Origin of the sequence: Arthrobacter oryzae, assembly GCF_037911235.1 — a bacterium.
GTDB lineage: Bacteria > Actinomycetota > Actinomycetes > Actinomycetales > Micrococcaceae > Arthrobacter > Arthrobacter oryzae_E.
In genome coordinates, this window is record NZ_JBBLYW010000066.1 from 72,828 (window position 1) to 99,425 (window position 26,598).

Genomic DNA, 26,598 nt, shown 5'->3' on the forward strand with positions numbered 1-26,598 from the left:
GCCGTCGCAGCTGGGCGGACTCTTTCAGGCGGGCGAGCTCAGACCGACTTGGATTTCGCTTCCTGGATCATGCGGTCTGCCTCGGCATAACGCTCTTCGATGTACTGCTCCAGCATCTTTTCTTCAACGCGCCACTGCCCGCGGCCACCCACCTGGATGGCCTTGAGTTCTCCGCTTCGCACCAGCGCATAAGCCGCCGGAGAGTTGATCTGCAGCTGTTCAGCTACGTCTGCGAGGGTTAGGAATCGGGGCATGGTTCTATTTTGCCACCATTGTTGTCGAATGATGAGGTTATCCACAGTTTGGCGTTGTTTGATGTTGTGACTTTCGGTCCGGTCGTTTTGCCGTAAGAATGAGTGAGCCCGGCGCACAAACCAGTTCCGTCGGCACCGATGGGGGGAGCGGTACGTGAGTGCAGGAACGACGATTACGGCAGCCAGGCTGAAGAAGCCGTCCTGGAAGGATCCGCGGCTCTTGCTCGGATTCCTTTTGGTTCTGGCGTCCGTTGCCGGCGTTGTGTCGCTGGTCGGTGCAGCCGACCGGACTACCGAGGTGTACGCCGCAAAAGGGCCGATAGCCGTAGGGGAGAAACTCACGGCCGAGAACGTCAACCGGGTGAAAGTCAGGCTCGGCGACGTGGAACCGCACTATGTCACCGCTGAGGCCGGACTTCCGGAAGGCCTGGTTGCAGTCCAGCGGATAGGCCCGGACCAGCTGGTGCCACGGGACAGCCTTGGCAAGCCTGACGCCTTGGACCGCAAGCCGGTGGCCATCACCATCGACGAAGCCCTGCCGGAGCAGGCAGCCGCCGGTTCGCGCGTGGACGCCTGGGTGGCGCTGCCAGATGCCCGCAACGGGTTCAGTGAGCCGACGCTGCTGCTTCCAGGCGCCGAGATCGCTGAAGTCACCCCTGGTTCGACTACGCTCGGATCCTCGCGGTCCACAGTGGTCATGGTGCTTGTCACGGACGAGCAAATGCCAAGGCTGCTGGGTGCCCAGGCGAACAAGGCCAAGATCTCCGTGGTCTGGAACCCGGGAGGTGGAACACCATGAGTATTCCGGTGGTGACAGTCGGGCAATCCCGGGAGGACCTGGTGGGCGGCCTGGAACGCCTCCACGGACCAGTCACCGTGGTGAGGAGGTGCTCCGAACTGACTGAACTGCTGGCCGCCTGCCAGAGCGGCCTTGCGCGGGCAGCCGTCGTCGCGGAAGGGAGCGACGAGCTGACTGCTTCGCTGGTCGATCGGCTCACCGCCGTGGGCGTCGTGATCGTTGCACTGACAGATAGTGCAACCGAATCGGCGAGGCTGACGGCGATCGGCGTGACGGTTGCCCCGGCAGGCGTGGACTCCGCAGCACTCGCGGGCAGGATCTCGGGCGCGGTTGCCCAGCGGGCCCGTCCCGGGTCGTTTCAGGCACGGGGCAGCGACTATGCAGACACCGGTGCCGCGATCCGGACCCTGCCAGGGGAAGAGGATGACATCCCGGCGGAGCCGGCCGGAACCGGACAGATCATCACCGTCTGGGGTCCCGCGGGCTCTCCCGGCCGGACGTTGGTGGCAGCCAACATGGCCGGTGAACTGGCTGCCGCAGGCAACTCAGTGCTCCTGGTCGATGCTGACAGCTACGGAGCAAGCATTGCGGGATTACTGGGGCTGTTGGACGAATCCGCAGGGCTGGCCCAGGCCTGCCGACTGGCCGACCTCGGACAACTGGACGCCGGGGCGTTGCTCAAGGTTGCCACGCCCGTCGCCCTCAAGTCGGGAACGCTCCGCGTACTTACCGGGATCACGCGCGCGGACCGGTGGACCGAGTTGCGCGCGTCTGCCCTCGGCGTGGTTTTTGAGAAGGCCCGGGAGGTGGCGGATTACGTGGTCGTGGACACCGGATTCTGCCTGGAGGCAGACGAGGAACTCAGCTTTGACACCATGGCTCCGCGCAGGAACGCCGCCACCCTCCGGAGCCTCGAACTGGCGGACACTGTTTATGCCGTGGGATCGGCCGACTCCATCGGCGTTCCCCGGCTCGTCCGGGGCCTTTCCGAGCTTGAGGCAGCGGTTCCCCAGGCGTCACCGCGGGTGATCCTGAACAAGGTCCGTGCTTCGGCCGCCGGACGCTTTCCTGAGCGCCAGCTCCGGGACGCGTGGGAAAGGTACGGACCTGCGGAGGGCATTACCGCATTCCTCCCCTTCGACGGTGCGGCCAGCGACGCAGCGCTGTTGTCCGGGAGCCTTTTGCTGGAGGCCGCCCCCGAGTCCGGGTTGCGCCTGGCAATTGGCGAACTGGTTTGTGCACCTGTCCAGCAAAAGCGCCGATCCTCTATCTTTTCTTCCACAGCGAAGCGTCATCTAAAGGGCTAGGCTCACCATAAGGGCTGCAAAGAGGCAGCTATGAACTTGTGATGGAGGCGTTTGTCGATGTCGTCTGGGTCCAGCGTGGAGGATCAGTCCGTTTTACTCGGAGCCCGTGAAGGGTACTTCGGAGACTACTACGAGCACCTTCCGGAGGAAGATTTCCGGGCCTATTCACCGGACGTCCTGGCCGCCCGCGCGGAAACCCACCGCGACGTTGCCACTGTCCGAGTTCCCGGCACGGCCAACATCAGGATTGTGGACGAAGCGGACTGCAGCGTCGTGTACATCGTCACGGATGACATGCCATTCCTGGTGGACTCCGTCAATGCCGAGCTTGTTCGGCAGCACTCTGCAATCCACCTTGTCCTCCACCCGCTTTTTGTTGTCACCCGCAACCGCGAAAGCGCGCGGATGACAAAAGTGGACAGGGTCCCGTCCAGCATCGGCATTTCCAGCGGTGACACTGCGGCGATGCCGAGCCTGTCACACCTGATTGCCCAGGGTGACAACGCCTCGCACATGGAATCGTGGATAGCGGTCGAAATCGGCCCCGCCAGCGAGGAATCACACGGGCGGCTCGTCGAAGGCATTGAACGTGTCCTCGGGGACGTCCGGGCGGCTGTAGAAGACTGGCCTAAGATGCGCAACAAGGCGCTGCAGATCGCACAGGACCTGGACAATGTGGCCAACCCCTCACAGATCGAGGAATTGCGCCAGGCACAGGAGCTCCTGCGATGGCTCGACGACGGCAACTTCACATTCCTTGGCTACCGTGAATACGACCTCGTTAACGAGTCCGGCGAGGACGTCCTGGAGCTGCGGGAAGAAAGCGGCCTTGGACTGCTCCGCAGCGGCGCCGAAGGACACCACGTCCAGCACCTCACCGTCGCGGGACGCAAGAAGGCGCGTGAAAAGCGCGCATTGGTTATCACCAAAGCCAACTCCCGCTCCACGGTGCACCGCCCGGCGTACCTCGACTACATCGGGGTGAAGAGCTTCGACGCTGCCGGAAACGTCAACGGTGAGCAGCGGTTCATTGGGCTCTTCGCCACCAGCGCGTATGCGGGATCCGTCAGGAACATCCCTGTTGTTCGCGAGAAGGTGGAGGCTGTCCTGCGCAGCGCCGGGTTCCCGCCGCACTCCCATTCGGGCAAAGACCTTCTGGGTATCCTTGAGACCTACCCCCGCGATGAGCTGTTCCAGATCGAGGTTTCCGACCTCGCCGCGACAGCCACCGGAATTCAGCGGCTGCAGGAACGGCGGCGCACCCGGCTGTTCCTGAGGCCCGATATTTACGGCCGGTTCATGTCCGCGCTGGTGTACCTTCCCCGCGACCGCTATACAACGAACGTGCGCCTCCGCATCGAGCAGGAACTCCGCGAGACCTTCCACGCCGTCTCCATCGACTACGAAGCCAGGATGACCGAATCGGCGCTGGCTAGGCTGTTCTTCCGGATCCGGCTGCCGAAGGATGCAGACGTCAGCGACGTCAACGTCGAAGAGCTGGAGAAGCGGCTCGTCCGGGCTGCGCGTTCGTGGAGCGAAGGCATCACGGAAGTGCTGCGGGACAGCGGCGCCGGTGGCGACAACAAGGGACTTGCCTCGGCCTGGGCCGAAGCCTTTCCGGTCAGCTACCGCGTGGACTACGAGGTCGAAGACGCACTGGCGGACATTGAGCGGTTCGAGAAGTACGGGTCGTCTGCTGAACTGGCTGAAAAGGGCCTGCACGAGAGGCCCGGCGTCCACGTTTACCTTCCCGAGGGGGCAGGAGCCACTCTTGAAGAGGACGCCCGGGTCAAGCTCTACATGCTGGAGCCGAAGAGCCTCAGCCAGATCCTGCCGTACTTCCATAACCTTGGCCTTGAAGTGCTCGATGAACGGCCCTTTGAAATCGAGACGGCGGACAAACGGGACTTCTTCCTGTACGACCTGGGACTGAAGTACCCGGCAGGCGTGGCTCCCCTTGCAACGGGCCAGCTGTTGGCGGAAGCCTTCGGCGCCGCCGTTTCCGGCGACGTCGAGTCGGACAGCTTTGACCGGCTGGTCCTGCGCGAGGGCATGCACTGGCGCCAGATTGTGGTCCTCCGCGCCTACGCGAAGTACATGCGCCAGATGGGCAACACGAATTCATTCGGATTCATTGCCGACACGCTGCTTGCCAATCCCGAGGTGACCCGTTCGCTGGGCGCCCTGTTCGCGGCGCGCTTTGACCCCGCCCTCGAGGATGACGTCCGTGCGGCGCGCCAAGCAACCGTCCGCGCCGAGCTGGCAGCTGCCATCGAACAGGTCGCCACCCTCGACGCCGACCGCGTGCTCCGTACTTTTGCCAACCTCATCGAGGCCACACTCCGGACGAACTTCTACCAGCAGAAGCCGTACCTGAGCTTCAAACTGAATCCGGCCGCGATCGACGGACTGGCCTTCCCCCGGCCCATGTTCGAGATCTGGGTCTACTCGCCCCGGGTCGAGGGCGTGCACCTGCGCTTCGGCAAGGTGGCCCGCGGCGGACTGCGCTGGTCTGACCGCCGGGAGGATTTCCGCACCGAGATCCTTGGCCTTGTTAAGGCGCAGACCGTCAAGAACGCCGTTATTGTCCCCACGGGCGCCAAAGGCGGATTCTTCGCCAAACAGCTCCCGGACCCTGCCGCTGACCGGACAGCCTGGATGGCGGAGGGCGTGGAAAGCTACAAGACATTTATCCGCGGCCTGCTGGACCTGACGGACAACCTGATCACCACTCCCGACGGCGAAGCCGTGGTTCCGCCGTCCGACGTCGTCCGCTATGACGACAACGACAATTATCTTGTTGTCGCCGCGGACAAGGGAACCGCAACGTTTTCGGACATCGCGAACGGGCTCTCGGCGGAGTACGGCTTCTGGCTGGGGGATGCCTTCGCTTCCGGCGGCTCCGTGGGCTACGACCACAAAGCAATGGGGATCACCGCCCGCGGCGCGTGGGAATCGGTCAAGCGCCACTTCAGCGAGCTGGACCTGGACACGCAGTCGGAACCGTTCACCGTGGTGGGCGTGGGCGACATGTCCGGGGACGTCTTCGGCAACGGGATGCTGCTTTCGCAGCACATCCGGCTGCTGGCAGCGTTTGACCACCGCCACATCTTCCTCGATCCGAATCCCGATGAGGCCGCGTCCTTTGCAGAGCGGCAGAGGCTCTTCGATCTGCCCCGGTCCTCCTGGGACGACTACGACAAGGGCCTCATCAGCGAAGGCGGCGGCGTCTTCGGCCGGCAGGCAAAATCCATTCCCGTCTCCGAGCAAGTGCGTACGGCCCTCGGCCTGCCGGACGGCACCACCGAACTGAGCCCGCCGGAACTCCTTCGTGCCATTCTCCTGGCGCCCGCGGACCTGCTGTACAACGGCGGCATCGGCACCTACGTCAAGGCAAGCACGGAAACGCATGCTGAGGTGGGGGACAAAGCCAACGACGCCATCCGCGTCGACGGGCGCGACCTTCGCGTCAAGGTGGTTGGAGAAGGCGGAAACCTGGGCATGACCCAGCGCGGACGCATTGAAGCCGCACTGCAGGGAGTCATCCTGAATACCGACGCCATCGACAACTCGGCCGGCGTTGACTGCTCGGACCATGAAGTCAACATCAAGATCTTTGTGGACCGGATGGTCGCGGCGGGCAAGATCGACGCCGCAGAGCGGGCGGACTTCCTGGCATCCATGACGGACGAAGTAGGGCGGCTGGTGCTGGAGGACAACATTGACCAGAACATCCTGCTGCTCAATGACCGCATCCGTGTGGCGGAGTGGAGCCCCAGCTACGAACGGCTCATGGACTGGCTGGAGAAATCCGCCGACCTTAAGCGCGACCTCGAAGCCCTGCCCACCACTGAGACGCTGAGGGAACGACTGGCCCAGGGTCAGGGGCTGACCTCGCCGGAGCTGTCAGTGCTCGCGGCTTACGCAAAGATCGAACTTGCAACGGCACTGCGGGAGAGCGACCTCGCCGACGACCCGTGGTTCAGGCAGACACTCCGGTCCTATTTCCCCCAGCAGCTCCGGGAAAGGTTCGACGCCGAGCTCGACACCCATCCGCTGCGGCGCGAGATCATTGCCACTGTCGTGGCCAACGACATGATCAACCTGGGCGGCATCACGTTTGCGTTCCGCACCATTGAAGAGACATCAGCTAATGAAGCCGCCGTGGCCAAGGCGTTCGTGGCCCTCCGCGAAGTCTACGAGCTGGACATCATGGTGGGCGAACTCAATGAACTGCCGGCATCTTTCCCCACCGAGCACTGGAGCACCGTCCACTTGGACATTCGACGGCTGCTGGACCGGGCTGTCCGGTGGGTCCTCGGCCAGGGTGGTGCCTCCCGGCCCATCTCGGAGATCGTGGACGAGTTCAAGCCGCTGATGGATCCGATGCGAGCCCGCCTTCTCGATTACCTGCGTGGCGATGACCGTGTCCGCGTGGCTGCGTGGCTGGAAAAGGCCCGCAGCTGGGACCTTCCTGAGGATCTCGCCCATCGCTGGGCGGAACTGTTCGAAAGTTTCGTGCTGCTCGACATTGCCAAGATCGCCCACGCCAACCCGGAGCCCGTGGAAAGCATTGCGCATGTCTACTACACGGTCTTCGACCGCTTCCACGTGGACTCCCTCCTGGAACGAATCACCAAGCTGCCGAGGCGGGACCGCTGGCAGGCGCTGGCCCGCGCTGCCTTGCGGGATGACCTCTACTCCACGATTTCGGACATTACGACGTCGGTGCTTGAGTCGACGTCGCCCGGAGCCTCGGCGGAGGACCGCGTTGTGAACTGGGAAGGCCTGAATGCCGAACAGCTGGACCGTGCCAGGAGCATGTTTGACGAGGTCAACTCGCTTGAAGCGGACGATATGGCCTCACTGTCGGTAGCATTGAGGCTCTTGAGGTCAATCGTCCGGCGCTAGGGATCCCGTTCCAAGCGCCGAATCTGGAGGTGTAGTGGCAATCTTTACGGACCCCATCAGGGAACATGCTGATTTCGGGCCGGGGGATGCCGAGTGGCTGCACCTCCTGGTGGGTGACTGGCAGATGGTCGCCGACCTCGCCTTCGCCGACCTGGCCCTCTGGTTTCCGCATCCTGAGTTCGGTTATGTGGCCCTGGCCCACGTCCGCCCCTCCACCACGCATACGGTGTTCCACGCCGATTTCGTGGGGGAGGGGATCAGGTCGGACCTGCAACCGCTGGTAGACAAGGCGTGGAGCAGCCGCACCATCGAGCGCTCCAGCGAAACCAACTGGAGCAGCGACATGGCCCTTCGGGTTGAAGCTGTCCCCATGGTTCGGAACGGCCGGACGCTGGCCGTCGTGACCACCCACATGGACCTGTCGAGTTCACGGATGCCGTCCAGGCTCGAACTGACGTACAGGCAATGCGCCTACGATTTGCTGCGGATGGGAACCCTCGGCTTGTGGCCGGATTTCGCTTCGCCCACCGGCTCCCGCCGCGGCGCTCCCCGCGTGGGCGATGGTCTGATCCGGCTCGATGCAGACGGGATTGTGCAGTACGCCAGTCCGAACGGTGTCTCCGCATTCCGGCGCCTGGGTGACGGCGAATCACTCGAGGGCAGGTCCCTGGCCGAAGTCACGGCGGGACTGCTGCGGGACCGCCGCATGGTGGATGAAACCCTGCCGCTGGTAGTGACAGGACGTATGCCGTGGCGCAGCGAAATTGAATCCCGCGGAGTCAGCCTGTCACTCCGGGCCATCCCTTTGCGCGATGAGCAGCAGAGGTTCGGGGCGCTGGTGCTCTGCCGTGACGTCTCGGAGCTCAGGCGCCGGGAGATGGAACTGGTGACGAAGGACGCCACCATTCGGGAGATCCACCACCGGGTGAAGAACAATCTGCAGACTGTTGCTGCGTTGTTGCGCATGCAGTCGCGCCGGATGGTCAGCGATGAGGCCAAACAGGGCCTCGAGCAGGCCATGCGGAGAGTCGCAACGATTGCCCTCGTCCACGAGACGCTGTCCCAGGGGTTGACCCAAAGCGTTGATTTCGATGAGCTGATCGGCCGTCAGTTCCGGCTCTCCGCCGAAGTCGCTTCGCCGTCGCAGCAGGTCAAGACTGCCAGGTCCGGCCTGTTCGGTGAGCTGCCCAGCGACTTCGCCACTCCGCTGGCCTTGGTGATCAACGAACTGGTGACGAACGCCGTCGAACACGGACTCGAAGGGAGAACCGGAACTGTTTGGCTTCTGGCTGACCGGTCGGAGGGCGACGACGGCGACGAATTCCTGACCGTGACCGTTGCCGATGACGGTGTCGGGCTTCCGGAGACTCCCCACGTGGAAGGCCTGGGATTGCAGATCGTCAGGACCCTCGTCACCAGCGAGCTCGGCGGAAGCATTCAGTGGAAACCCCGCGAGGGCGGCGGCACTGCAGTGCAGATCGTCTTGAACCTGCAAAAGCGGTGACGCCGGCCCCTCAAGACAAGGCAGCTTAAAATACAAGGCGGCCGCGGACTGTGAAGTCCGCGGCCGCCTTTATTAGCCCTGAGGCCGGAATTCTTCGTTCAGGAAGCCCGACGTGCGCGAGCGGCGCGGCGCTTAAGGGCCCGCCGTTCGTCTTCGCTCATTCCGCCCCAGACTCCGGCGTCCTGTCCCGATTCGAGGGCCCACTGGAGGCAGGTATCCACCACCGGGCAGCGGCGGCACACGCTCTTGGCCTCCTCGATCTGCAGGAGAGCAGGCCCGGTGTTTCCTACCGGGAAGAACAGCTCCGGGTCCTTGTCGAGGCACGCTGCGCGGTTACGCCAATCCATGCTGATCAGTCACTCCATTCCTGGGAACTCGTTAAAAGACCTCTTGTGAAAATATTCACTAGAGGCTACATAAGAAAGGGACCCTGCCGGGTCCCCTTGGTCATCTGAATTAAGCGTGTCATGTTAACGCTGTGTAAACAAGGGGTAATCGTCCACGAAGTGCCTCTTAAGCGTGAGCGATACGTCACATAGCTCGCCGGCGCTCTCCCCGGTGTCGACTATGTCCGGTATGGTGCCAGTGTGTCAAGACCCCCAGAGGACCACTCCGACTCCACCCCCGAGCCCCGACTTCCCGGCTCCACTGACGCTTCAGGTGCATCTCCGAGCCCTGTTTCCCCGGAAGCCCGGGCCACACGTCCACCGGCGGTCACCGTCTTGTCGCTGATTGTGGCCGCTGAAGCAACAGCCCTTCTCGGGGCTGCGGCCTGGTACGCGACCCAACTGGTCACCGGAGCGCCCGTCCTTTCATTTTGGGGGGCCGTATTCACCCTGGTGCTCCTGGTTTCTTTTGCAGCGTGGCTATACGCCGTTGCTTATTTCCTGTTCCGTGGATACCGCTGGCCACGGGCGGGGGCCCTGGTGGCTCAGTTGTTTGTCCTGACCATCGGATTTCCGACACTCACGGGTGGCTATGTTGCTGCGGGATTCGCCATGCTGGTTCCGGCGCTCGTGGCCGTGGTCCTGCTTTTCAACAAAGGCGTGATCAGTTATGCCTCCCGTGCCGGGGGAGCGCCTCCGGCGCTGTGATTGGCGGCGTGAGAGGCGGTCCCGGCGCGGCTGCCAGCTGAACGGGTGTTCCCCGGCCTTCGGCAATGAGGACGGCCCGTCCGGGCGGCGGGTTGGGCTCCACCTCAAAGCGAACACCGAAGAAATCCCCGTCCATCACGTTGCGCGGCGCGATCAGGATTCCGGTTCCCTGGCCGCGGGCCTGGGCGGCCAGCGGTACGCGCTGGCCAAGTGACGGGCTGAACCCCGCCGTCAGTATTCCCCCCAACCCCAGTCCGTGGAGGGTCGCGAGATGACGGCCGGTTTCCGGTGACAGCAGATCCGCATCGTCCACGAGCAGTATCGAGTCCTTGTTGAGCCTGCCTGCATCAGCGCTCGCCACAACCTCCGCCCAGTAGCTGGCGACATCATCTTCCGGGCCGGGAAAGAGCCATCCTGGAACGTCAGGGTTCAGGAACGGAATAGTTGCCAGCAGGGAACTTTTGCCGGACGAGGGGCCTCCCAGAACCGGCACGACGCCGGCTGGCAGGAGTTGGAGAGTTGCCGGGATGAGTTCGTCACCGCCGAGGCCGACGATGATGTTGCGGTTTTTGTTTCCGCCCCGGGCGTGAGCCGCGCTGCCGGCGGATGACACCGGGTGGCACGTTACACGCGACAGGATGTCGGACACACCCAGGCGCGTCGGCAGGGCTTCAATTCTGAACGGCCTGACAGCAGGTTCCTTGGCCATGGCCGCGTCGGCCAATCCAGCCGGGGCCGAATCATAAAACTGGGCCACCGAGCCCGGGCTGGCCGTCAGCGGGCCGAAGACCACCGAGCGTCCCCGGAGCCGCGTGACGTCCGGCAGCCGTGGCCACGCAAGCCGGCCCTCGTCGGTGGAGCCCGTGGGAAAGTAGGCCCGATTGGGGACGGATGCGAAGTAGCGGGCTGTTACAACCTCCCGGTCGCCGCCAATGAGCACCGTCACGCCTGCCTTGGCGCCGTCCCGGACGATGTCCTGGACCAGGTCCTCCGCCCAGGCCAGCGGCCCCGCCCGGAGCGACGAAACCCACGAGCCCCAGCCGCCAAGCACCAGGACAATCGGCGGCGAACTTACGTCTGCCGGCCGGTTGAGCCGCAGGGAGATTTCGAGGGCAACGCGCTCAAGGATCCGAACTGCGCGGCGGAGTTCGTGAAGGCCGGCGGACGCTCCCACCCGCGGCTGGAAACTTACGGAGCTCCATGAGTTTCCCGCGTCGAGCAGGTAGATGTGGGATTCCACGTCATGCCCGATCAGCTGCTGCAACGCCAGGTCCATGGCTTCGTCCACCCCGCTGCCCGTCACGCCGACGAAAGCCAGGTGGCCATGGTCGGACGGCAGCCACGTCAGCAGGGAAACGTGTTGCTGCTCCGGCTCGTCGACTAATCCGAGCTCTACTGACCAGACACCGGACGTGGATCCGCCGGTGCCTGCAGTTCCGGTGAGGACGACTTTCGAAGGTAACGGAGGTGCCACCGGGCGGCGGGGCGCAGCGCCTCCCATGCCGTTCCAGAGGTCCACCAGCGATTCAACAAGGGGAACAGCCGCCTGGGCCGGGGAAAGCGGCAGGCCGACGTCTCGTCCGTCGCGCTCCGGCGCCGGCGTGCCGGCGGCCTCCGCTGCGAGGCGGACCCGGACCGTGGAAGAGTTCACCGCTCCACTGGCGCCAGCCAGGGAGGCAGCTTGGAACTCGACCGGGTCCTCCGTTCCGCGGGCAAGGTATGCGCGGCCTGGGCTGCCCACCCCTATGCCTGCGGCGACCCTGGTGTTGATGATGTCGACCGATTCCATTTCTGACTGGACTCGCAGCGCAATACTGGTGGTGACGTTCGCGCGGATGTCCGCCGTGAGGGCTCCCTGGGGTCGCTGCGTGGCCATAATCAGGTGGATTCCCAACGACCGGCCGATGGCCGCAATCCGCATGAGCTCCTTCAGGGCCTCGGGGGCGTCTTCGACGAGCATCCTGAATTCGTCGATGATGAGGACCAGGTGGGCGAGCGGACCGGCCGGGGAGCCCGCGGCCCTGTAACCGCCCAGATCCGGTGCCTGTGCGGCCGAAAGGACTTCCTCCCTGTACCGGATTTCGGCGCGCAGGGAACTCAGTGCGCGGTCCAGTTCATTCCGGGTGAGGTCAGTGAGCATTCCGACACAGTGGGGAAGACCGGTCAGCGGTCCGAGGCCCGAACCGCCCTTGAAGTCAAAGAAGAGGAAGGTGATCCTGGTCGGCGGGTAGCTGAGAGCCAGGCCTGCGGTCAGGCTCCGGAGAAGTTCGGACTTTCCGGAGCCGGTGGTTCCGGCCACCAGCAGATGCGGACCGTCCGACTCAAGGTCAAGCGTGCGGGGGCCCAGGGCGGCCATCCCGATAGGGACGGAGAGCCCCGGCCTCAGGTCTCCGGCGAGCCAGCGGGCCGACACGTCTGCAGGGGACCAGGGAAGGATGTCGGCCAGCGAGCAGTTCTGCGGCACAGCAGGTTCAGCCTGGGGACTGCACTCAAGCTGCAGCGCCATACTCCGGCAATACCGGTCGAAGACCCCCTCCGGAACGAGGTCAGGCAGGAAGTCCGTAGGGGAATTCGTACCGCATACCCTGGCGGTGGCTCCGCCCAGTTCGATGACATCGCCGGATTCCGCGGCACCATCCAGTGTGCAGTCAAGCACCTGCCAGCCGTGGCTGACTGCGACGTCTGACAGGTCCGGAACTTCCGCCGGGACATCGACGCTGCCAGTCAGGACGAGCACGCCCCGTTCCCGGGCCCGGTCGATGCCACGTTCCAGAAGGGTCGCCGTCGTCCGTCGGTTGGATGAGAGGATGACCTGTGCAAGGTACCGGGCGGTCAGCGGCAGGGTGCAGGGTGACCCGTGCACCAGGACGCGGGTCCGTGCCGCAGAACGGTAACTGGTGAGCTGCATGATGAGGAACCGCGCCAGACCGGCGACGTCCTGCCGCGGGCCACGGACAAATGTATGGTCTGAAAGCTGCAGGATGAGCGGCATAAGTCCGACCGCCGGCGCCTCGAAATCGGGGTCGACCGGATCCAGGCGAATGTTGGCCAGTTGCTCCGCACGTCCGAGCCGCAGCCCGATGTCGTCGGGTACGGCTGGGGTGGCCGGCCGGCTGGCATGTGGTGCCTGCCCTCTCAGTGCGAGTTCGGCCGCGGACGGTGCGGAGCGTCGTCGTCGTTCCCTGTCTTCTCGGACGGCGGCAGCCACAAGCGACTTGAGTCGACGCCGCTGGCGGCGTCCGGCGATCACGGGGACGAGCATGGAGACGGCAGAGACTGCCGTGAAGGCCAGGAACATCCACATTCCGGTGATGACAGCCAGGCCTACGCCAATGAGCAGCGGCAGCACCGCAGTGACCAGGAGCAGGCCCCTGTTGCCGCCTTCCGGCCTATGCGGAATCTTGATTGGGTCAGCCACACTGGACCCGGCAGCGTCCCACTCCGGGAGCCGTCCGGCGGGCGCGGGGCCGAACACGACCGACAGCGTCGAACTCCCGCAACTGATGACCGAGTCCGTTGAGACCTCGGCCTGCGCCACCCGCTTCCCGTCCACGAACGATCCGTTGACGCTGTCCAGGTCGGCGATGGTGACAGCTGTGTCAGTCACATCCAGCCTGGCGTGTTCACGCGAGAGGGCAGGGTCCGGCAGGACGATATCCGTGCCGCTCCGGCCGATCCGGTACGTACCGCGCCGCAGCGGCACCAGTGTCCCCGCAGCGGGTCCGCTGTGAACGGCAACCAGCAAGGTGGCGGCCTTTTCCGCACCGATCTGCGAAGATCGTCCGCCGGCACCGTCGACGATGACGGCCCCGGAAAGGAGGGGAGGTACACCGAGTACGAGAGAGGACAGCGGAAGGCCGGCAACCGAGAGTTCGCCTGCGCCGTATTCGCGCTCCAAAGCATGCTGCAGCGCGGACCCGGCGCATCCCGGCCGCGCCTCGATCGTGAGTTCGAGCGGGGGACCAGGGCTGCCGGCCTCGGGTCCGCGGACCAGCGTGCAGTGGAGCGTCATCGGGTGCTTTCCCTTGGGACGGAGACGGTTTCTGCCCAAGCTACCGGCGGGCACCTTGCGGGGGCATCGCCCGAAAAGGTCTATGTGGAAAAGCCCGGCCTGTGCCGGGGATTCACTGGTGGCGGTGCAGCCTCGGGTAGGCTAGAGCAGCAGCCAATGCACAACATTGGGCTGCCCGCATTCGAATCAGGAGATTTTGTGACCGCTGACCTCGTCATCGTAGGGTCGGGCTTTTTCGGCCTGACAATCGCAGAACAGGCCGCCACTGAGCTGGGCTTGAAGGTCGTTGTTCTCGACCGCCGCCACCACATCGGCGGGAATGCCTACAGCGAAAAGGAAGAGCAGACCGGCATCGAGGTGCACCGCTACGGGGCCCACTTGTTCCACACGTCAAACGAACGCGTGTGGGAGTATGTCAACCGTTTCACGACGTTCACCAACTACGTGCACAAGGTCTACGGGGTCCACAAGGGTGAGGTGTACTCGCTGCCGATCAACCTGGCCACGATCAACCAGTTCTTCCGCTCCAACCTGACTCCGGGCGAGGCGCAGGCGCTTATCCAGGAGCAGGCCGGCGAACTCGCAGGCACTGATCCGCAAAACCTGAACGACAAGGGCATTCAGCTGATCGGCCGGCCCCTGTACGAGGCTTTCATCAAGCATTACACCGGCAAGCAGTGGCAGACGGATCCAAAGGACCTGCCCGCAGGGATCATCTCGCGGCTCCCGGTGCGATACAACTATGACAACCGCTATTTCAACGACACCTACGAGGGCCTGCCGACCAACGGCTACACCGCGTGGATTGAAAAGATGGCGGACCACCCGAACATCGAGGTCCGGCTCAACACAGATTTCTTCGATGAGTCGCACGAGTACAGCAAGAACAAGGTTGTCGGCAACATCCCGGTGATCTACACCGGACCGGTTGACCGGTACTTCGATTTCTCGGAAGGCGATTTGTCCTGGCGGACCATTGACTTCGAAGAGGAAGTCCTCAACGTCGGGGACTTCCAGGGTACGTCTGTAGTGAACTACAACGACGACGATGTCCCCTTCACGCGCATTATCGAACCTCGCCACTTCCACCCGGAACGCGACTACCAGACCGAGAAGACCGTGATCATGCGTGAGTTCTCCCGGGCCGCTGAGAAGGGTGACGAGCCGTACTACCCGATCAATACCGCAGCCGACCGGGAACGCCTGCTCAAGTACCGCGACCTCGCGGCTGCGGAGAAGGATGTCCTGTTCGGCGGCCGGCTCGGAACGTACAAGTACCTCGACATGCACATGGCGATCGGTTCAGCCCTGACCATGTTCGACAACCAGATCCGGCCGCATTTTGAAGCTGGCGCCATGCTGGAAAGTGGAGGAGTGGACGCATGAGCGCTGAGCTTTTGGCTGCTCCCGACAAGGGCGGCGGCCTTCTCGACGTGCTCCGCCGCCGGGAACTGCTCCGGCTCATCGTGCGGAAGGAACTCAAGGTCCGCTACCGCAGCTCGGTGCTGGGCCTGCTCTGGAGCTACGTCAAGCCGGGCGTGCAGTTCATCGTTTTCTACTTCGCGCTCGGAGTCTTCCTGGGCCTGAACAAGCAGCCCAACTTCGTGATCTACATGTTCTCGGGCATCATCCTCGTGAACTTCTTTTCCGAGGCCTTCAGCAACGCGACACGGTCCATTGTTGCCAATGGTGCGCTGGTCAAGAAAATCTTCCTCCCGCGGGAGCTGTTCCCGGTGGCCTCCGTCTGGGTGGCCATGGTCCACTTCCTGCCCCAGTTCCTGATCCTGCTGGTGGCCTGTTTCTTCTTCGGGTGGACTCCAAGCATCGTGCAGCTTCTGGGCGCCGTAGGTGCATTCGTCATTGTCTCGATGCTGTCGCTTGGCCTGGGCCTCCTATTTGCAGCCGCCAATGTGATGTTTCGGGACTCCGAAAACATCGTTGACCTGATGCTCATGATGGCCACGTGGCTCTCGCCTGTCCTCTATGCCTGGTACCTGGTCAGGGACACTCTGGGGGAGACGTTCTACTTCTTCTACCAGCTCAACCCGATGACGATCGCCGTCGAACTGTTCCACTTCGCATTCTGGGCACCGACCGGGGCGGTGCGGACTGCCGCCGAAGGCGCCCGAATGCCGGACAACCTCATCTCGCTGTGGTTGCCGGTCGGGCTGTTGATTTCGTTGGTGCTCCTCGCAATTGGCCAGACCGTATTTCGTCGCCTTGAGGGCAGATTCGCGCAGGAGTTGTGATGGCCGCTGAAGCAATCATCGTAGAAAAGGTATCCAAACGATTTAACCTCCGGCACACACGGTCTCTGAAGGAGACCGTGGTCTGGCTTTTCAAGGGACGCCGGGGGGACCTTTCCTCGACGTTCATGGCGCTGGACGATGTGGACGTTACGGTAGGCGTCGGCGAGTCCGTGGCCTTGCTGGGTTTTAACGGTTCTGGAAAATCGACCCTCCTGAAGCTCATCTCCGGTGTCATGAGCACCGACACGGGCAGTGTCAGGACGCGCGGCAAGGTTGCGGGGCTTATTGAAGTGGGCGCCGGATTCCACCCGGACCTGACCGGCCGTGAAAACGTGTTCCTGAACGGTGTACTTCTGGGAATGACCGAGAAGGAAACAGCAGCGCGCTTTGACGAGATCGTTGAGTTCTCCGAAATCGGAAAATTCATCGACACCGAGGTGAAGTTTTACTCATCCGGAATGTTCCTGCGCTTGGCGTTTTCAGTCGCCGTTCACACGAATCCCGACGTTTTCCTGATTGATGAAATTCTTTCGGTCGGCGACGAACCGTTCCAGAAGAAGTGCCTGGCGCGCATCCAGGAACTCCGGGAGTCAGGCTGCACGCTTGTTGTCGTCAGCCACGACCTCGACATGGTGAGCAAAGTCTGTGACAGGGGTGTCGTGCTGCGGCAGGGCAAAAAGGTCGCAGACGGGCCTATCGGGGAAGCAGTACGCCTTCTCCGGGAAGGCTGAGACGGAGCTGACGCATATGAACACGATTGCAGTAGGGAGTTTAGATGAGTAGGGCCCGTAAGCTCTTCGAAGTTGTAGACGACGGCGGTTCAGGCCTGGCAGGCGGAGAGGGCCGACTCTCCGATAGGGAACTCGGCCTGCTCGTTGGCGGGTTGAACTACCACTCACTGATCCAGCCTGGCCGTGAATTCAAGGTCATCGTCCTCCGCGCCCCGGACGGCGAGTTTCCGCACCTGACGGGCCACGCCTGCCACCGCCACGAGTGGGAGCCGAACCGCACTGTGGTGTGCACCGTGGGGGTCAAGAGCACGGTTCCATCGACAGTGGCCGCAGACTCGGCCCTTGTTCCCCTGGTGCTCGATCTGGGCGGGGAGCGCGCAGAAGGCGGAGCGACCTACTATGACCGTCCGGGCCGCAAAGCGAAAATTCTTCGCCGCGCCCGGTTTGGCGCGCCGATCGCCTTCGACGCACTACGGCAGGGACTGACCGACTACTACGAAAAGCGTGTCACTCCGAATCGCCGGCCGCCGCGGATGGCCCCGATCGAATCCGCTGCGCCGTTGCGCAGCCCGTCCGAACAAGGCGAACCCGCCATTATCTTCGGGCTGCATTGGCTGGAAATGGGCGGGGCGGAACGATGGGCCATTGAAACCATCGCCCTGGCGCGTGAGGCCGGCTTCCTGCCCATCGTGCTGACCGACCGCGAGTCGGCCCACCCGTGGATCGTGCGCCCCGAACTTGATGGCGCCCTGGTCCTGCCGCTGACGCTCCCCGTTTCGGACGAGGAGGAATCGGAACTCCTGCTGGCATTGCTGACGAAGTTCTCGATCCACGGCATCCACGTCCATCACAACGGGTGGCTCTACCACCGCCTTGCGTGGTTCAAAGCCATGGACCCGGGGATCCGGACGGCTGACTCGCTCCACGTCATCGAATGGAGGACCGGAGGCTTCGTCGAAGTGGCAGTCAAACTGTCCAATGCCATCGATATGCACCATGTCATCTCGCCACAGCTGAGGGACTACATGGTCCTGCAGCGGGATGTGCCGAAGGAACGGGTCGCCCTCGCTCCGCTGTACGGCCTGAGCGAGGTAGGGACTGCGGAACATGTTGAAAAGGACCCCGGGCGTCCCTTCACGGTGTCTTTCATCGGGCGGCTCAGCCAACAGAAGCGCCCTTACCTCTTCCTCCGGTACGCCGCCCAGCTCCGGCGCTCCACGGAACAGGACGTGCGGTTCATCCTGCACGGATCAGGGGCCCTGGCTGAAGAGACGTCGAGGCTGGTTGCGAAGTACGGACTGTCGGACTGCCTTGAGCTGCGTCAGCCGCCGCGTTCCGTTGATGACACCTTGGCTGAGTCGGACCTGCTGGTGATTTCCTCGGACAATGAGGGACTCACCCTGACGACCTTTGAGGCGACAGCCCAGGACGTCGCGGTCCTGTCCACAGACGTTGGCTCCCAGGCGTCGCTCGTGTCCGACAAGGTGCTGGTACCCAGGCAGCCCCTGGCCTTCATCAAGGAAGCTGTCGAGCGCACCAAGGCGATCATGGCCTCGGAGGAACTGCGCGAACAGATCGTTGAAGAGCAAAGGCAGAAAATCGCCGCACTGAAGGAACTCCCGGAAGCACGGGAATGGACCACAGAACTTTACGAAGGATGGAAAGCATGACCGACCAGGTCGCAGCCGTAGTCGTCACCTACAACCGTGTTGACAAGCTCGGAAGGGTTCTCGACTCGATCCTCTCCCAGTCCCGGCCCGTTGACCGGCTGATTGTCATCGACAACGCCAGCACGGACTCCACGCCGCAACTGCTGGCAGTTTACGAAGACGATCCGCGGGTGGAGATCGTCCGCCTGGATTCCAACACGGGCGGTGCCGGGGGTTTTGCTGCCGGCATGGAGCGAGCTTACGAGCGCGGCGCCGACTGGGTGTGGATCATGGACGATGACTGCTACACCGAGGAAAATGCCCTGGAGAAGCTTCTTTCAGGGCATGCAGAAGCTGAACAGGAACTCGGACGCCATGTACCGTACAGCTGCTCCGTCGTCCGTTACACCGACGGCTCGATCTGCGAGATGAACAACGCCGGCGCCACCTGGGACTGGGGACGCCTGATCGCCAAAGGCCAGCGTGCGGTGCTGATCACCAACTGTTCCTTCGTTTCAGTCCTCATTCCGCGCCGGTCCATCGCCAAATATGGACTGCCCCTTGTTGAGTACTTCATCTGGTTCGACGACATGGAGTACACACTCAGGATCAGCGCCGAGGGACCCGGAGTCCAGATCCTCGATAGCATGGTGACCCACGACATGCCGACAAACCGCGGCGTGAACTTCGGCGACTTGAACCCCGGGAATGCCTGGAAGTTCCTCTATGGAGCGCGCAACGAATCGTCATACCGCTGGCATCACGATGACAAGCTGGCCTGGTTGCAGTTTGTGGTCACAACGTACGCCTGGATGGTCAAGGGCGGCGTGGGGCGCCGTTTGCAGCTTCGGGTGGCAAAACAGATCCTGGCAGGCCTGAAGTTTGATCCCAAGCCGAAAATGGCCAGAAGCGTCCGCTGAGGCGCCAACGGCATAGCAAAAGGGGGCCCGGACGGGCCCCCTTTTGTTCTGTCCCCGGCTTAGCGGACCGGATACAAAGCCAGCGCTTCGGTCCTCTTTCTGCCCGCCAACCGAATGGCGCTTGCTTCAAAGCCCGCCGAGCCGGTTGCTTCCGGAAGTTCCGCGTCGCCGCCTGCAGCGGCATAGGTCCAACCGGAGCCGAGTTCCAGCAGCGATCGGTGCTTGATGTCGTAGTAGTCGTCAAGGATGCCGATGGCGACGCCCCTGGCGCCTGCGGCGGCCGCAACCATGTGCGGGTGGAATCGGGAGGTGTACCACTGCTGTCCCCGGCGGACCGGCAGGCCTTCACTCCACACCTGTGTGAACGGGGTGAAGTTCTCCTCGGGGATTAGTCCTTCAAGGGCATCGAACATTCGACGGTCCGATCCCGGAATCGCCTCCACGTAGCCCACCGAGAGACCGTTTGCGAGGGAGTTTTCGACAACAACCCGCAGCTTGTCCCGGAGCCGGGAGAACGTCGCTTCATCGGTCATGTCGCTCTGGATGCACAACATCACATCCTTGGCGCGTGCCTGGACACGCTCTGAATCCGCGCTCCGGCGCAGCTCATGGAGCAGGCCCAGGAAGACATCATCCAGCCCCGTTTCGAGGCCGAGGAACTCCGCGCTGGCGTCGTCACGGACGCTGACCGCCGAGAAGTCCGCGAAGGTTTTCGCGAGTAGTTCGGCGTTTTCAGGCAGCGGCATCAAGCCGAGCCCGGAACCCACCAGCCTGCATCCGTTCAGCTTGCGTGTGGCCGCCATACCTGCGACGAGTCCCACGTGGTCCGGCCAGACACCATTGACATAGCCACCGCCAAGCAGGTGGATTGAGTCGGCCTGGCCCAGCACCATCAGCCCGACGTCGTACATAGGGGTGCCGCCGTGGGCAACCATCTTGCCCACGTGCTCCCATACGCCCTGGGCAGACTGATCCGGAGCCTCTGCGCAGGCCCGCCAGAGCGTATTCGTGGCGCGGAACCCAGGATGAATCCCGGCGAAAAGGGCACTTGCGGTGCCCGGCTGCGGGCAGTCCAGCCAGACAGCGGCGTCAGGCCGGACGCGGGCCAGGAACCGCAGCCACGCAGCAACGATCAGCTCATCGCCATAGTTCGGATTTCCACCGGAGGCAACGAGATAGAGGTTCTCAGTCATCGGCCAAGGTTAACACTTTCCGTTGGCGCCAACCCAATTGGTACAGCTCCTAAACGGGCATCCCGGCGGCCGCCAACTTGGGCCCGTAGCTGACAATGGCATAAGCTACCATGGGCCCGGCTCTACGCGACCCACTTATGCAAAGGTCTGAGGAGTTGGGTGGGTTTGTCGACTAGTCGAACTGTGCCGTTGGGGCAAGGGGCGCAGTTCCAGCAGCACGAACGGCGTCCGCGGCGCGCAACCGGAACGAAAAGCGGATTTCGCGCCGATATCCAAGCCCTCCGTGCCATTGCGGTGGGGCTGGTGGTCTTGAGCCATCTCTGGCCGGGTAAGCTCACCGGCGGCTACGTCGGAGTTGACGTATTCTTCGTCATTTCAGGCTTCCTCATTACGTCCCACTTGTCGAAGGAACTCTTCGCGACAGGGAAGCTGCGCCTGGCGGCCTTCTACTCCAGGCGCATCCGGCGGCTCCTTCCGGCGGCATTCGCCGTACTTGCCGTGTCCCTCGTTGCGGCCGTGATGATCCTTCCGTACTCCAGATGGACGGACACCGCTCAGCAGATCCTGGCAAGTGCGCTCTATGCGGAGAACTGGGTGCTGGCGGCCAACGCCGTTGACTATTCCGCATCAACCGCATCCGCAACGGTGGCCCAGCACTACTGGTCGCTGTCCGTGGAAGAACAGTTCTACCTGCTCTGGCCCCTGCTGATGGTAGGCCTGGTCACGCTGGCTGTGCGTCTCAAGGTGCGTCCCCGGGTTGTCGTTGCGGCGGGGATCGCCGCGGCAGCTGCCGGCTCATTCGCCTTCTCCGCCTACCTTTCCGGCGCGGGGCACCACGAGGCCTACTTCTATACGCATGTACGGCTCTGGGAATTCGGTGTTGGTGCCGGGCTGGCACTGATGGTCAACAGGCTCAAATTCACCCCAGCCGCCGCAAACCTACTCGCCCTGCTGGGCTTCGGCGGGCTGATCGCCACTGCCGTCCTCTATGATGCCGCCACACCGTTCCCGGGCACGGCCGCGCTGCTGCCGGTCATGGCTACCGCAATGGTCATTGCGGGCGGAACCCCGGGCCACGCCATGTGGCACAGCCGGCTGACCTCACTTCCGCCGGTGCAGTTTCTGGGAAATATCTCCTACTCGCTCTACCTCTGGCACTGGCCGCTGATCGTCGTCGGTCCGTTCCTGATCGATGCCGAACTCCGGAGCCCCGACAAGCTCGTTCTGTTGGCGATAGCAGTTCCCCTGGCGTGGGCCACCAAAGTATGGGTAGAGGACAAGGGGCTGCAGTTCCGGCCGAAGTCCCAGCCTGCCGTGAAGACCGTCATGGCCATGGTGCTGGGAATGGCCGTGATAGCTGCCGGCACCGGCGGCGTCTACCTGGGCCAGCAAGCACGGGTGGCAGAGGCAGAACAGATCATGCTCAACCAGAAGACGTCCGTCTGCTACGGCCCGCGGGCCATGGACCACGCAGCCAAGTGCGGCGACAGGTTCGGTCCGGCTTTTGTGCCGACCATGAGCGAAGCTAACGCCTACCATAAGACGGCTTCCGAATGTACAGATAATCTGGACATCCTCATGGCCGGGGACAAGAAGACCACCAGAATCTGCGACTTCAGCGGCGGCGCACCGGCCGCCCCGACTGTCTGGCTGGTGGGTGACTCCCATGCCCAGCAGTGGCAGGCGCCTTTGTTCGACCTGGCCAAACGGAAAAAGTGGCTGCTCAAAATCAGCTTCCTGGGCGGGTGCCCGCCGGCTGCGGTGACGTATGCGGGCTTCTATGCGTCAGTGGCGGACCAGGCTAGCGTCAAGAATTGCAGGTCGTGGGGACAGGCGGTGTCCGAGGCCGTGGCCGCAGACAAGCCAGCCTACGTCTTCACCTCTGCCTTTGCCCGAAGGGAACGGGTCGAGGACGGTTCGGGACGGTCCCAGAATGAACAGTACGCCGAAGGTTTCGGCAAGTACTGGAGGGCCTGGACCTCCGCCGGCAGCACGGTGGTGGTCCTGGCGGATCCTCCCTACAACGTCGACGTCCGGGCTCCGGACTGTGCCCTACTCAACGTGGAAGACCCGGCCCGGTGCGCTGTGGACCGGGCCGCGGCTGCTCCGCCGGATCCTATGGTCTACGCGGCCCGCGCCAATGAACACCCACGACTAAAGCTCGTGGACCTGACTGACTATTTTTGTGACAACAGCCGGTGCTACAGCGTGGTTGGGGGAGTGGTGGTGTATTTCGACGTCAACCACCTGAACGTCGAGTTCAGCCGGCTCCTGGGGCCGATGATCGAAGATCGGCTCTAAGCGGATTCCACGGCCTAGCCGCAGGAGACAACTTCCAGCAGCCTGGCGTCCCCCTGGCTGTCCACAACCTTTACTGACGGTGATGCCTTGACATCCACGACGCCTCTAAAGCCCTGGGCCGCCGCTGCGTTGGCCAGATAAGTGGATCCGAAGTCAAGGATGTACTCGACGTGCCGCGACTTGGCGATCGAGCACACGGTGGAACCCGGGAGTGCGGCGCCGATGTCCTTGTTGATGGCCGCCAGCTCAGGGTCGTCAGTGGAGAACATATGGTATGTGCTCACTTTGCGGCCCGTGAGGGCATAGGCCAGAGATCCGCCGTTCCAAGGGTTCACGGCGATGGTCGCGTTGTCGGGAACAGTCTGCGGCAGGCGGTTGATCACGGCCAGCTCGTCGGAGTCGACGATCGGCGAAGAGGAGTCCAAAACGTAGGCCCGTGACGCCTCCTCCGTGATTCCGCGCATGGTTCCGGTCTGGGTTGCGACGACTGCCGCGAAAATGATGAGTGCCGCCAGTCCTGCCGGGGCCGCAGCCGGGAACTTGCGGCCCAGCGTCCCGCTGACGCGGGCAGCGGCCTTGGTCACGGGAGCCTTAAGGACGTCCCAGAGGAACAAGCTGCCAATGGCTGCGAGGACCACGGTAAAGATGGGAAGGAGCGCTGCAAGGCGGTAGCTGTCCTGGTACCAGCCGCCGGTCAGCAGCATCCGCCAAAAGCCCTTGGGTGTGGAGGCAGTGGTGACGTAAAGGATCACCGGCACAAGCCAGCACAGGACAATCCAGAAGTTCCGGGTTTTCCGAAGCACCTGCTGAAGGCCGATGAGGGCGAGGATGGAGAGCGCCCACGCGACTGGCCGGCCGATGGGCGCATTCAAGATGACTTCGCCCACCGCACCGGTCAGGCCCGTGAACGGCGCCCACCCGTCGTAATCCACGAGGGGGCGCAATACGCGCCACACCAGTGCAAACACCAGAAGCCCCGCGAGGGTTGCACCGATGATGATCAGCGGCCGCATGGGACGGAACGGGCGGCCGCGGAGGCTCAACAACTCGCGTCCTGCGACCCACAGGCCCAGGGGGAGTGAGAACGCTACCAGGGACAGGAGGCCGTTGGTCTGTGACAGGGCAAGCGCCGGGATGGCCACGGTGAGAGCCATCCACAACGTGGTCTGGTCTTCACGGTGGTCGAACCCAAGCCGGCACAGTCCAATGACGACTGCCAGGGCCGCCGGCAGCAGCGCGTAGGACAGGATATTCGGGTACAGGGGGCCGAAGTCCATGATCGAGATCGGGAATGCCGTGAACCCTGCGGCGAAGACACCTGTGAGAGCCAGTGCCACGGGACGGGGACCGACAATCTGGTGCACCAGCAGGATCAGCGCCGCCGGCCAGATCACCGCGCCGATAGTGATGTTGAAGACGTTTTCAGCAACAACCACATCCGACGCGGACAGTTGGGCTATCAGGGCTGCGACGGAGTGCCACGCGGAGGGGTAGATCGCGCCGCCGCCTTCACCTCCTGCCATGCCGCCCAACGTCAGCGAGGACGCGTTGCCGGTCTCGATGATGTAGCGGATGGCATTGAGGTGAAACACATTATCGAAGCGCTGCGCGAAGTTTTCCGGGCTGCCGATAACCTCCGTGAGCCGCCTCGCGGTCAGGACTCCGCCGAGGGCCATGCCCGTGGCGGCTCCCGCCCAGGCAAGGAAAGGTGCCGGCTGCGGCGCGGAAAAGTCGGGTTTGAACACAAACCGCCGAATTGCCCATGCCGCCGCGGAGGCACCCGCCGTCGTCAGCAGCAACGGCGTGAGGTTCCAGCGGAGGCCAACAGCGCCGGCTGCGATACCGGCCACGCCGACGATGCCGACGGTGAGCAGGGGCGCAAGGCAGAGCAGGGGAAGCCTCCGGGCACCCATGAAGTAGGCGAGCACCCCGCCGGGGCCGAAAGTGATGAGGAGAGCGACGGCAAGTGCGGGCAGGGTGTTCCACCAGGACATGTAGGGATATACCTGTTCTTAGTTGTTTGCGCTGCGGAGTAGCTCCAGCAGGTAAGATCCGTAGCCGCTCTTGACCAGGGGCTCGGCACGTTCGCGCAGTTCCTCGTCGCTGAGGAATCCAAGCCGCCAAGCGATCTCTTCCGGCGCGCCAATCTTCAGGCCCTGGCGGTGCTCCACCGTGCGGATGAAGTTCGACGCATCGTTGAGGGAGTCGAACGTGCCGGTGTCCAGCCACGCCGTGCCGCGGGGAAGGATTTCAACCTTCAGCTGACCGCGCTCCAGGTATGTACGGTTGACGTCCGTGATCTCAAGTTCACCGCGGGGGGAAGGCTTAAGGTTCTTTGCTATGTCAATAACGTCATTGTCATAGAAATACAGTCCGGGAACGGCGTAGTGGCTGCGCGGCTTTTCCGGCTTCTCTTCCAGGGAGATCGCTTGGCCGTCGGCGTCGAACTCCACAACGCCGTAGGCTGTCGGGTCCGAGACCCAGTAGCCGAACACTGCACCGCCCTGGATGTCCTTGAAACGGCGCAGCTGGGTTCCCATGCCTTGGCCGTAGAAGATGTTGTCGCCCAGCACCAGTGCCACCGGTTCGTTGCCGATGTGCTCTTCTCCGAGGACAAACGCCTGCGCGAGGCCGTCCGGGCTCGGCTGCTGCTTGTACGTAATATTGACGCCGAATTGCCAGCCATTGCCGAGCAGTCGCTGGAACTGTTCGGCGTCGTGGGGCGTGGTGATAATCAGGATGTCCCGGATGCCGGCCAGGATGAGGGTGGAGAGCGGGTAGTAAATCATGGGCTTGTCGTAAACAGGCACAAGTTGCTTGCTTGAGCCAAGGGTGATCGGGTGCAGCCGCGAGCCTGTGCCGCCAGCCAAGATGATTCCACGCATGCGCTCTATCATTGCGTGCATTGTCACGGCCAGCAAACCAGTAAGTCCTGTCGTGGAGGCCCGGCGCTGAAAGTCCCGGTGCGTGCCGCGCTAAGCTGGCTGAATGCAGAAACTCCTTGTCACCGGCGGTGCCGGCTTCATCGGTTCGAATTTTGTCCACTACGTTCTGGAGAACACCGAGGATCACGTCACTGTCCTGGACAAGCTGACGTACGCCGGCAACCTGGAATCCCTCAGGGGGCTCCCCGAGGACCGTTTCCGCTTCGTGCAGGGTGATATCTGCGACGCCGCACTGGTGGACACGCTCGTGGCCGGCGCGGACGTTGTGGTCCATTACGCCGCGGAATCGCACAACGACAACTCCCTGCATGACCCGCGCCCGTTCCTGGATACGAACATCATCGGCACCTACACGCTGATCGAGGCCGCCCGGAAGCACAACAAGCGTTTCCACCACATCTCCACCGACGAGGTCTACGGCGACCTGGAACTCGATGACCCGGAACGGTTCAGCGAGTCCACCCCGTACAACCCCTCCAGCCCGTACTCCTCCACGAAGGCCGGCTCCGACCTGCTGGTCCGCGCCTGGGTGCGGTCCTTCGGGCTGCAGGCCACAATCAGCAACTGCTCCAACAACTACGGCCCGTACCAGCACGTGGAGAAGTTCATCCCGCGCCAGATCACCAACGTGATCGACGGGATCCGCCCCAAGCTCTACGGCAAGGGCGAGAACGTCCGCGACTGGATCCACGCCAACGACCACTCCTCGGCCGTGCTGGCGATCATCGA

The 26,598-nt window shown here is 63.3% G+C and carries 18 protein-coding genes; 12 read left to right on the plus strand and 6 right to left on the minus strand.

Annotated elements, in window-relative coordinates:
* Positions 1–38: 38 nt before the first annotated feature.
* On the minus strand, positions 39–254 hold the full coding sequence (locus WMN78_RS19270; RefSeq protein ID WP_317780238.1) for a helix-turn-helix domain-containing protein: 216 nt from the start codon (positions 252–254) through the stop codon (positions 39–41).
* A 154-nt stretch (positions 255–408) separates the two neighbouring features.
* On the opposite strand from WMN78_RS19270, the gene WMN78_RS19275 reads away from it, so the two are divergent.
* Genes WMN78_RS19275 through WMN78_RS19290 form a run of 4 tightly spaced genes read left to right on the plus strand, consistent with a single transcriptional unit; the run spans position 409 to position 8,775 of the window.
* Positions 409–1,053 (plus strand): SAF domain-containing protein, encoded by a 645-nt coding sequence (locus WMN78_RS19275; RefSeq protein WP_340535367.1) that lies wholly within the window; start codon positions 409–411, stop codon positions 1,051–1,053.
* Positions 1,050–2,360 carry a chromosome partitioning protein gene (locus WMN78_RS19280; RefSeq protein ID WP_340535368.1) on the plus strand — a complete coding sequence of 437 codons (1,311 nt, stop codon included), beginning with the start codon at positions 1,050–1,052 and terminating at the stop codon, positions 2,358–2,360. The genes WMN78_RS19275 and WMN78_RS19280 overlap by 4 nt, the downstream gene beginning before the upstream one ends.
* A gap of 57 nt (positions 2,361–2,417) precedes the next feature.
* Positions 2,418–7,271 (plus strand): NAD-glutamate dehydrogenase, encoded by a 4,854-nt coding sequence (locus WMN78_RS19285; RefSeq protein WP_340535369.1) that lies wholly within the window; start codon positions 2,418–2,420, stop codon positions 7,269–7,271.
* A gap of 34 nt (positions 7,272–7,305) precedes the next feature.
* Positions 7,306–8,775, plus strand: coding sequence for a PAS domain-containing sensor histidine kinase (locus tag WMN78_RS19290; RefSeq protein WP_340535370.1), 1,470 nt, complete (start codon positions 7,306–7,308; stop codon positions 8,773–8,775).
* A 98-nt stretch (positions 8,776–8,873) separates the two neighbouring features.
* Here WMN78_RS19290 and WMN78_RS19295 read toward each other — a convergent pair whose 3' ends face one another.
* Positions 8,874–9,122: a WhiB family transcriptional regulator gene (locus WMN78_RS19295; RefSeq protein WP_003804966.1), complete on the minus strand. Its 249-nt coding sequence runs from the start codon at positions 9,120–9,122 to the stop codon at positions 8,874–8,876.
* Between the two features lie 240 nt (positions 9,123–9,362).
* On the opposite strand from WMN78_RS19295, the gene WMN78_RS19300 reads away from it, so the two are divergent.
* Positions 9,363–9,869 carry a hypothetical protein gene (locus WMN78_RS19300; RefSeq protein WP_425341181.1) on the plus strand — a complete coding sequence of 169 codons (507 nt, stop codon included), beginning with the start codon at positions 9,363–9,365 and terminating at the stop codon, positions 9,867–9,869.
* Here WMN78_RS19300 and WMN78_RS19305 read toward each other — a convergent pair.
* Entirely contained in the window at positions 9,826–13,881 is a 4,056-nt protein-coding gene (locus tag WMN78_RS19305) for an FtsK/SpoIIIE domain-containing protein (RefSeq protein ID WP_340535371.1), read from the minus strand. The genes WMN78_RS19300 and WMN78_RS19305 overlap by 44 nt on opposite strands.
* A gap of 198 nt (positions 13,882–14,079) precedes the next feature.
* Between WMN78_RS19305 and glf the strand changes: the two genes are divergently transcribed.
* Genes glf through WMN78_RS19330 form a run of 5 tightly spaced genes read left to right on the plus strand, consistent with a single transcriptional unit; the run spans position 14,080 to position 19,430 of the window.
* A complete protein-coding gene (gene glf, locus WMN78_RS19310; RefSeq protein ID WP_340535372.1) occupies positions 14,080–15,267 on the plus strand; it encodes a UDP-galactopyranose mutase in 1,188 nt (395 codons plus the stop codon).
* Entirely contained in the window at positions 15,264–16,130 is an 867-nt protein-coding gene (locus tag WMN78_RS19315; protein ID WP_340535373.1) for an ABC transporter permease, read from the plus strand. Before glf ends, WMN78_RS19315 begins: the two co-directional genes overlap by 4 nt.
* Positions 16,130–16,861, plus strand: coding sequence for an ABC transporter ATP-binding protein (locus tag WMN78_RS19320; protein WP_340535374.1), 732 nt, complete (start codon positions 16,130–16,132; stop codon positions 16,859–16,861). The genes WMN78_RS19315 and WMN78_RS19320 overlap by 1 nt, the downstream gene beginning before the upstream one ends.
* Positions 16,862–16,905: 44 nt before the next feature.
* Positions 16,906–18,531, plus strand: coding sequence for a glycosyltransferase (locus WMN78_RS19325; RefSeq protein ID WP_340535375.1), 1,626 nt, complete (start codon positions 16,906–16,908; stop codon positions 18,529–18,531).
* Positions 18,528–19,430, plus strand: a complete 903-nt coding sequence (locus WMN78_RS19330; protein WP_340535376.1) for a glycosyltransferase family 2 protein — start codon at positions 18,528–18,530, stop codon at positions 19,428–19,430. Before WMN78_RS19325 ends, WMN78_RS19330 begins: the two co-directional genes overlap by 4 nt.
* A 59-nt stretch (positions 19,431–19,489) precedes the next feature.
* Here the strand turns inward: WMN78_RS19330 and WMN78_RS19335 are convergent, their stop codons facing one another.
* On the minus strand, positions 19,490–20,623 hold the full coding sequence (locus tag WMN78_RS19335; protein WP_340535377.1) for a polysaccharide pyruvyl transferase family protein: 1,134 nt from the start codon (positions 20,621–20,623) through the stop codon (positions 19,490–19,492).
* Between the two features lie 183 nt (positions 20,624–20,806).
* Between WMN78_RS19335 and WMN78_RS19340 the strand changes: the two genes are divergently transcribed.
* Positions 20,807–22,924, plus strand: coding sequence for an acyltransferase family protein (locus WMN78_RS19340; protein ID WP_340535378.1), 2,118 nt, complete (start codon positions 20,807–20,809; stop codon positions 22,922–22,924).
* 14 nt (positions 22,925–22,938) lie between these two features.
* Here WMN78_RS19340 and WMN78_RS19345 read toward each other — a convergent pair whose 3' ends face one another.
* Together WMN78_RS19345 and rfbA are read right to left on the minus strand one after the other, a co-directional pair.
* Positions 22,939–24,918, minus strand: coding sequence for a DUF6541 family protein (locus WMN78_RS19345; protein ID WP_340535379.1), 1,980 nt, complete (start codon positions 24,916–24,918; stop codon positions 22,939–22,941).
* Between the two features lie 18 nt (positions 24,919–24,936).
* A complete protein-coding gene (gene rfbA, locus WMN78_RS19350) occupies positions 24,937–25,809 on the minus strand; it encodes a glucose-1-phosphate thymidylyltransferase RfbA (RefSeq protein WP_340535380.1) in 873 nt (290 codons plus the stop codon).
* 103 nt (positions 25,810–25,912) lie between these two features.
* Here rfbA and WMN78_RS19355 point away from each other — a divergent pair.
* A partial coding sequence (locus WMN78_RS19355; protein WP_340535381.1) for a dTDP-glucose 4,6-dehydratase occupies positions 25,913–26,598 on the plus strand: 686 nt, incomplete at its 3' end.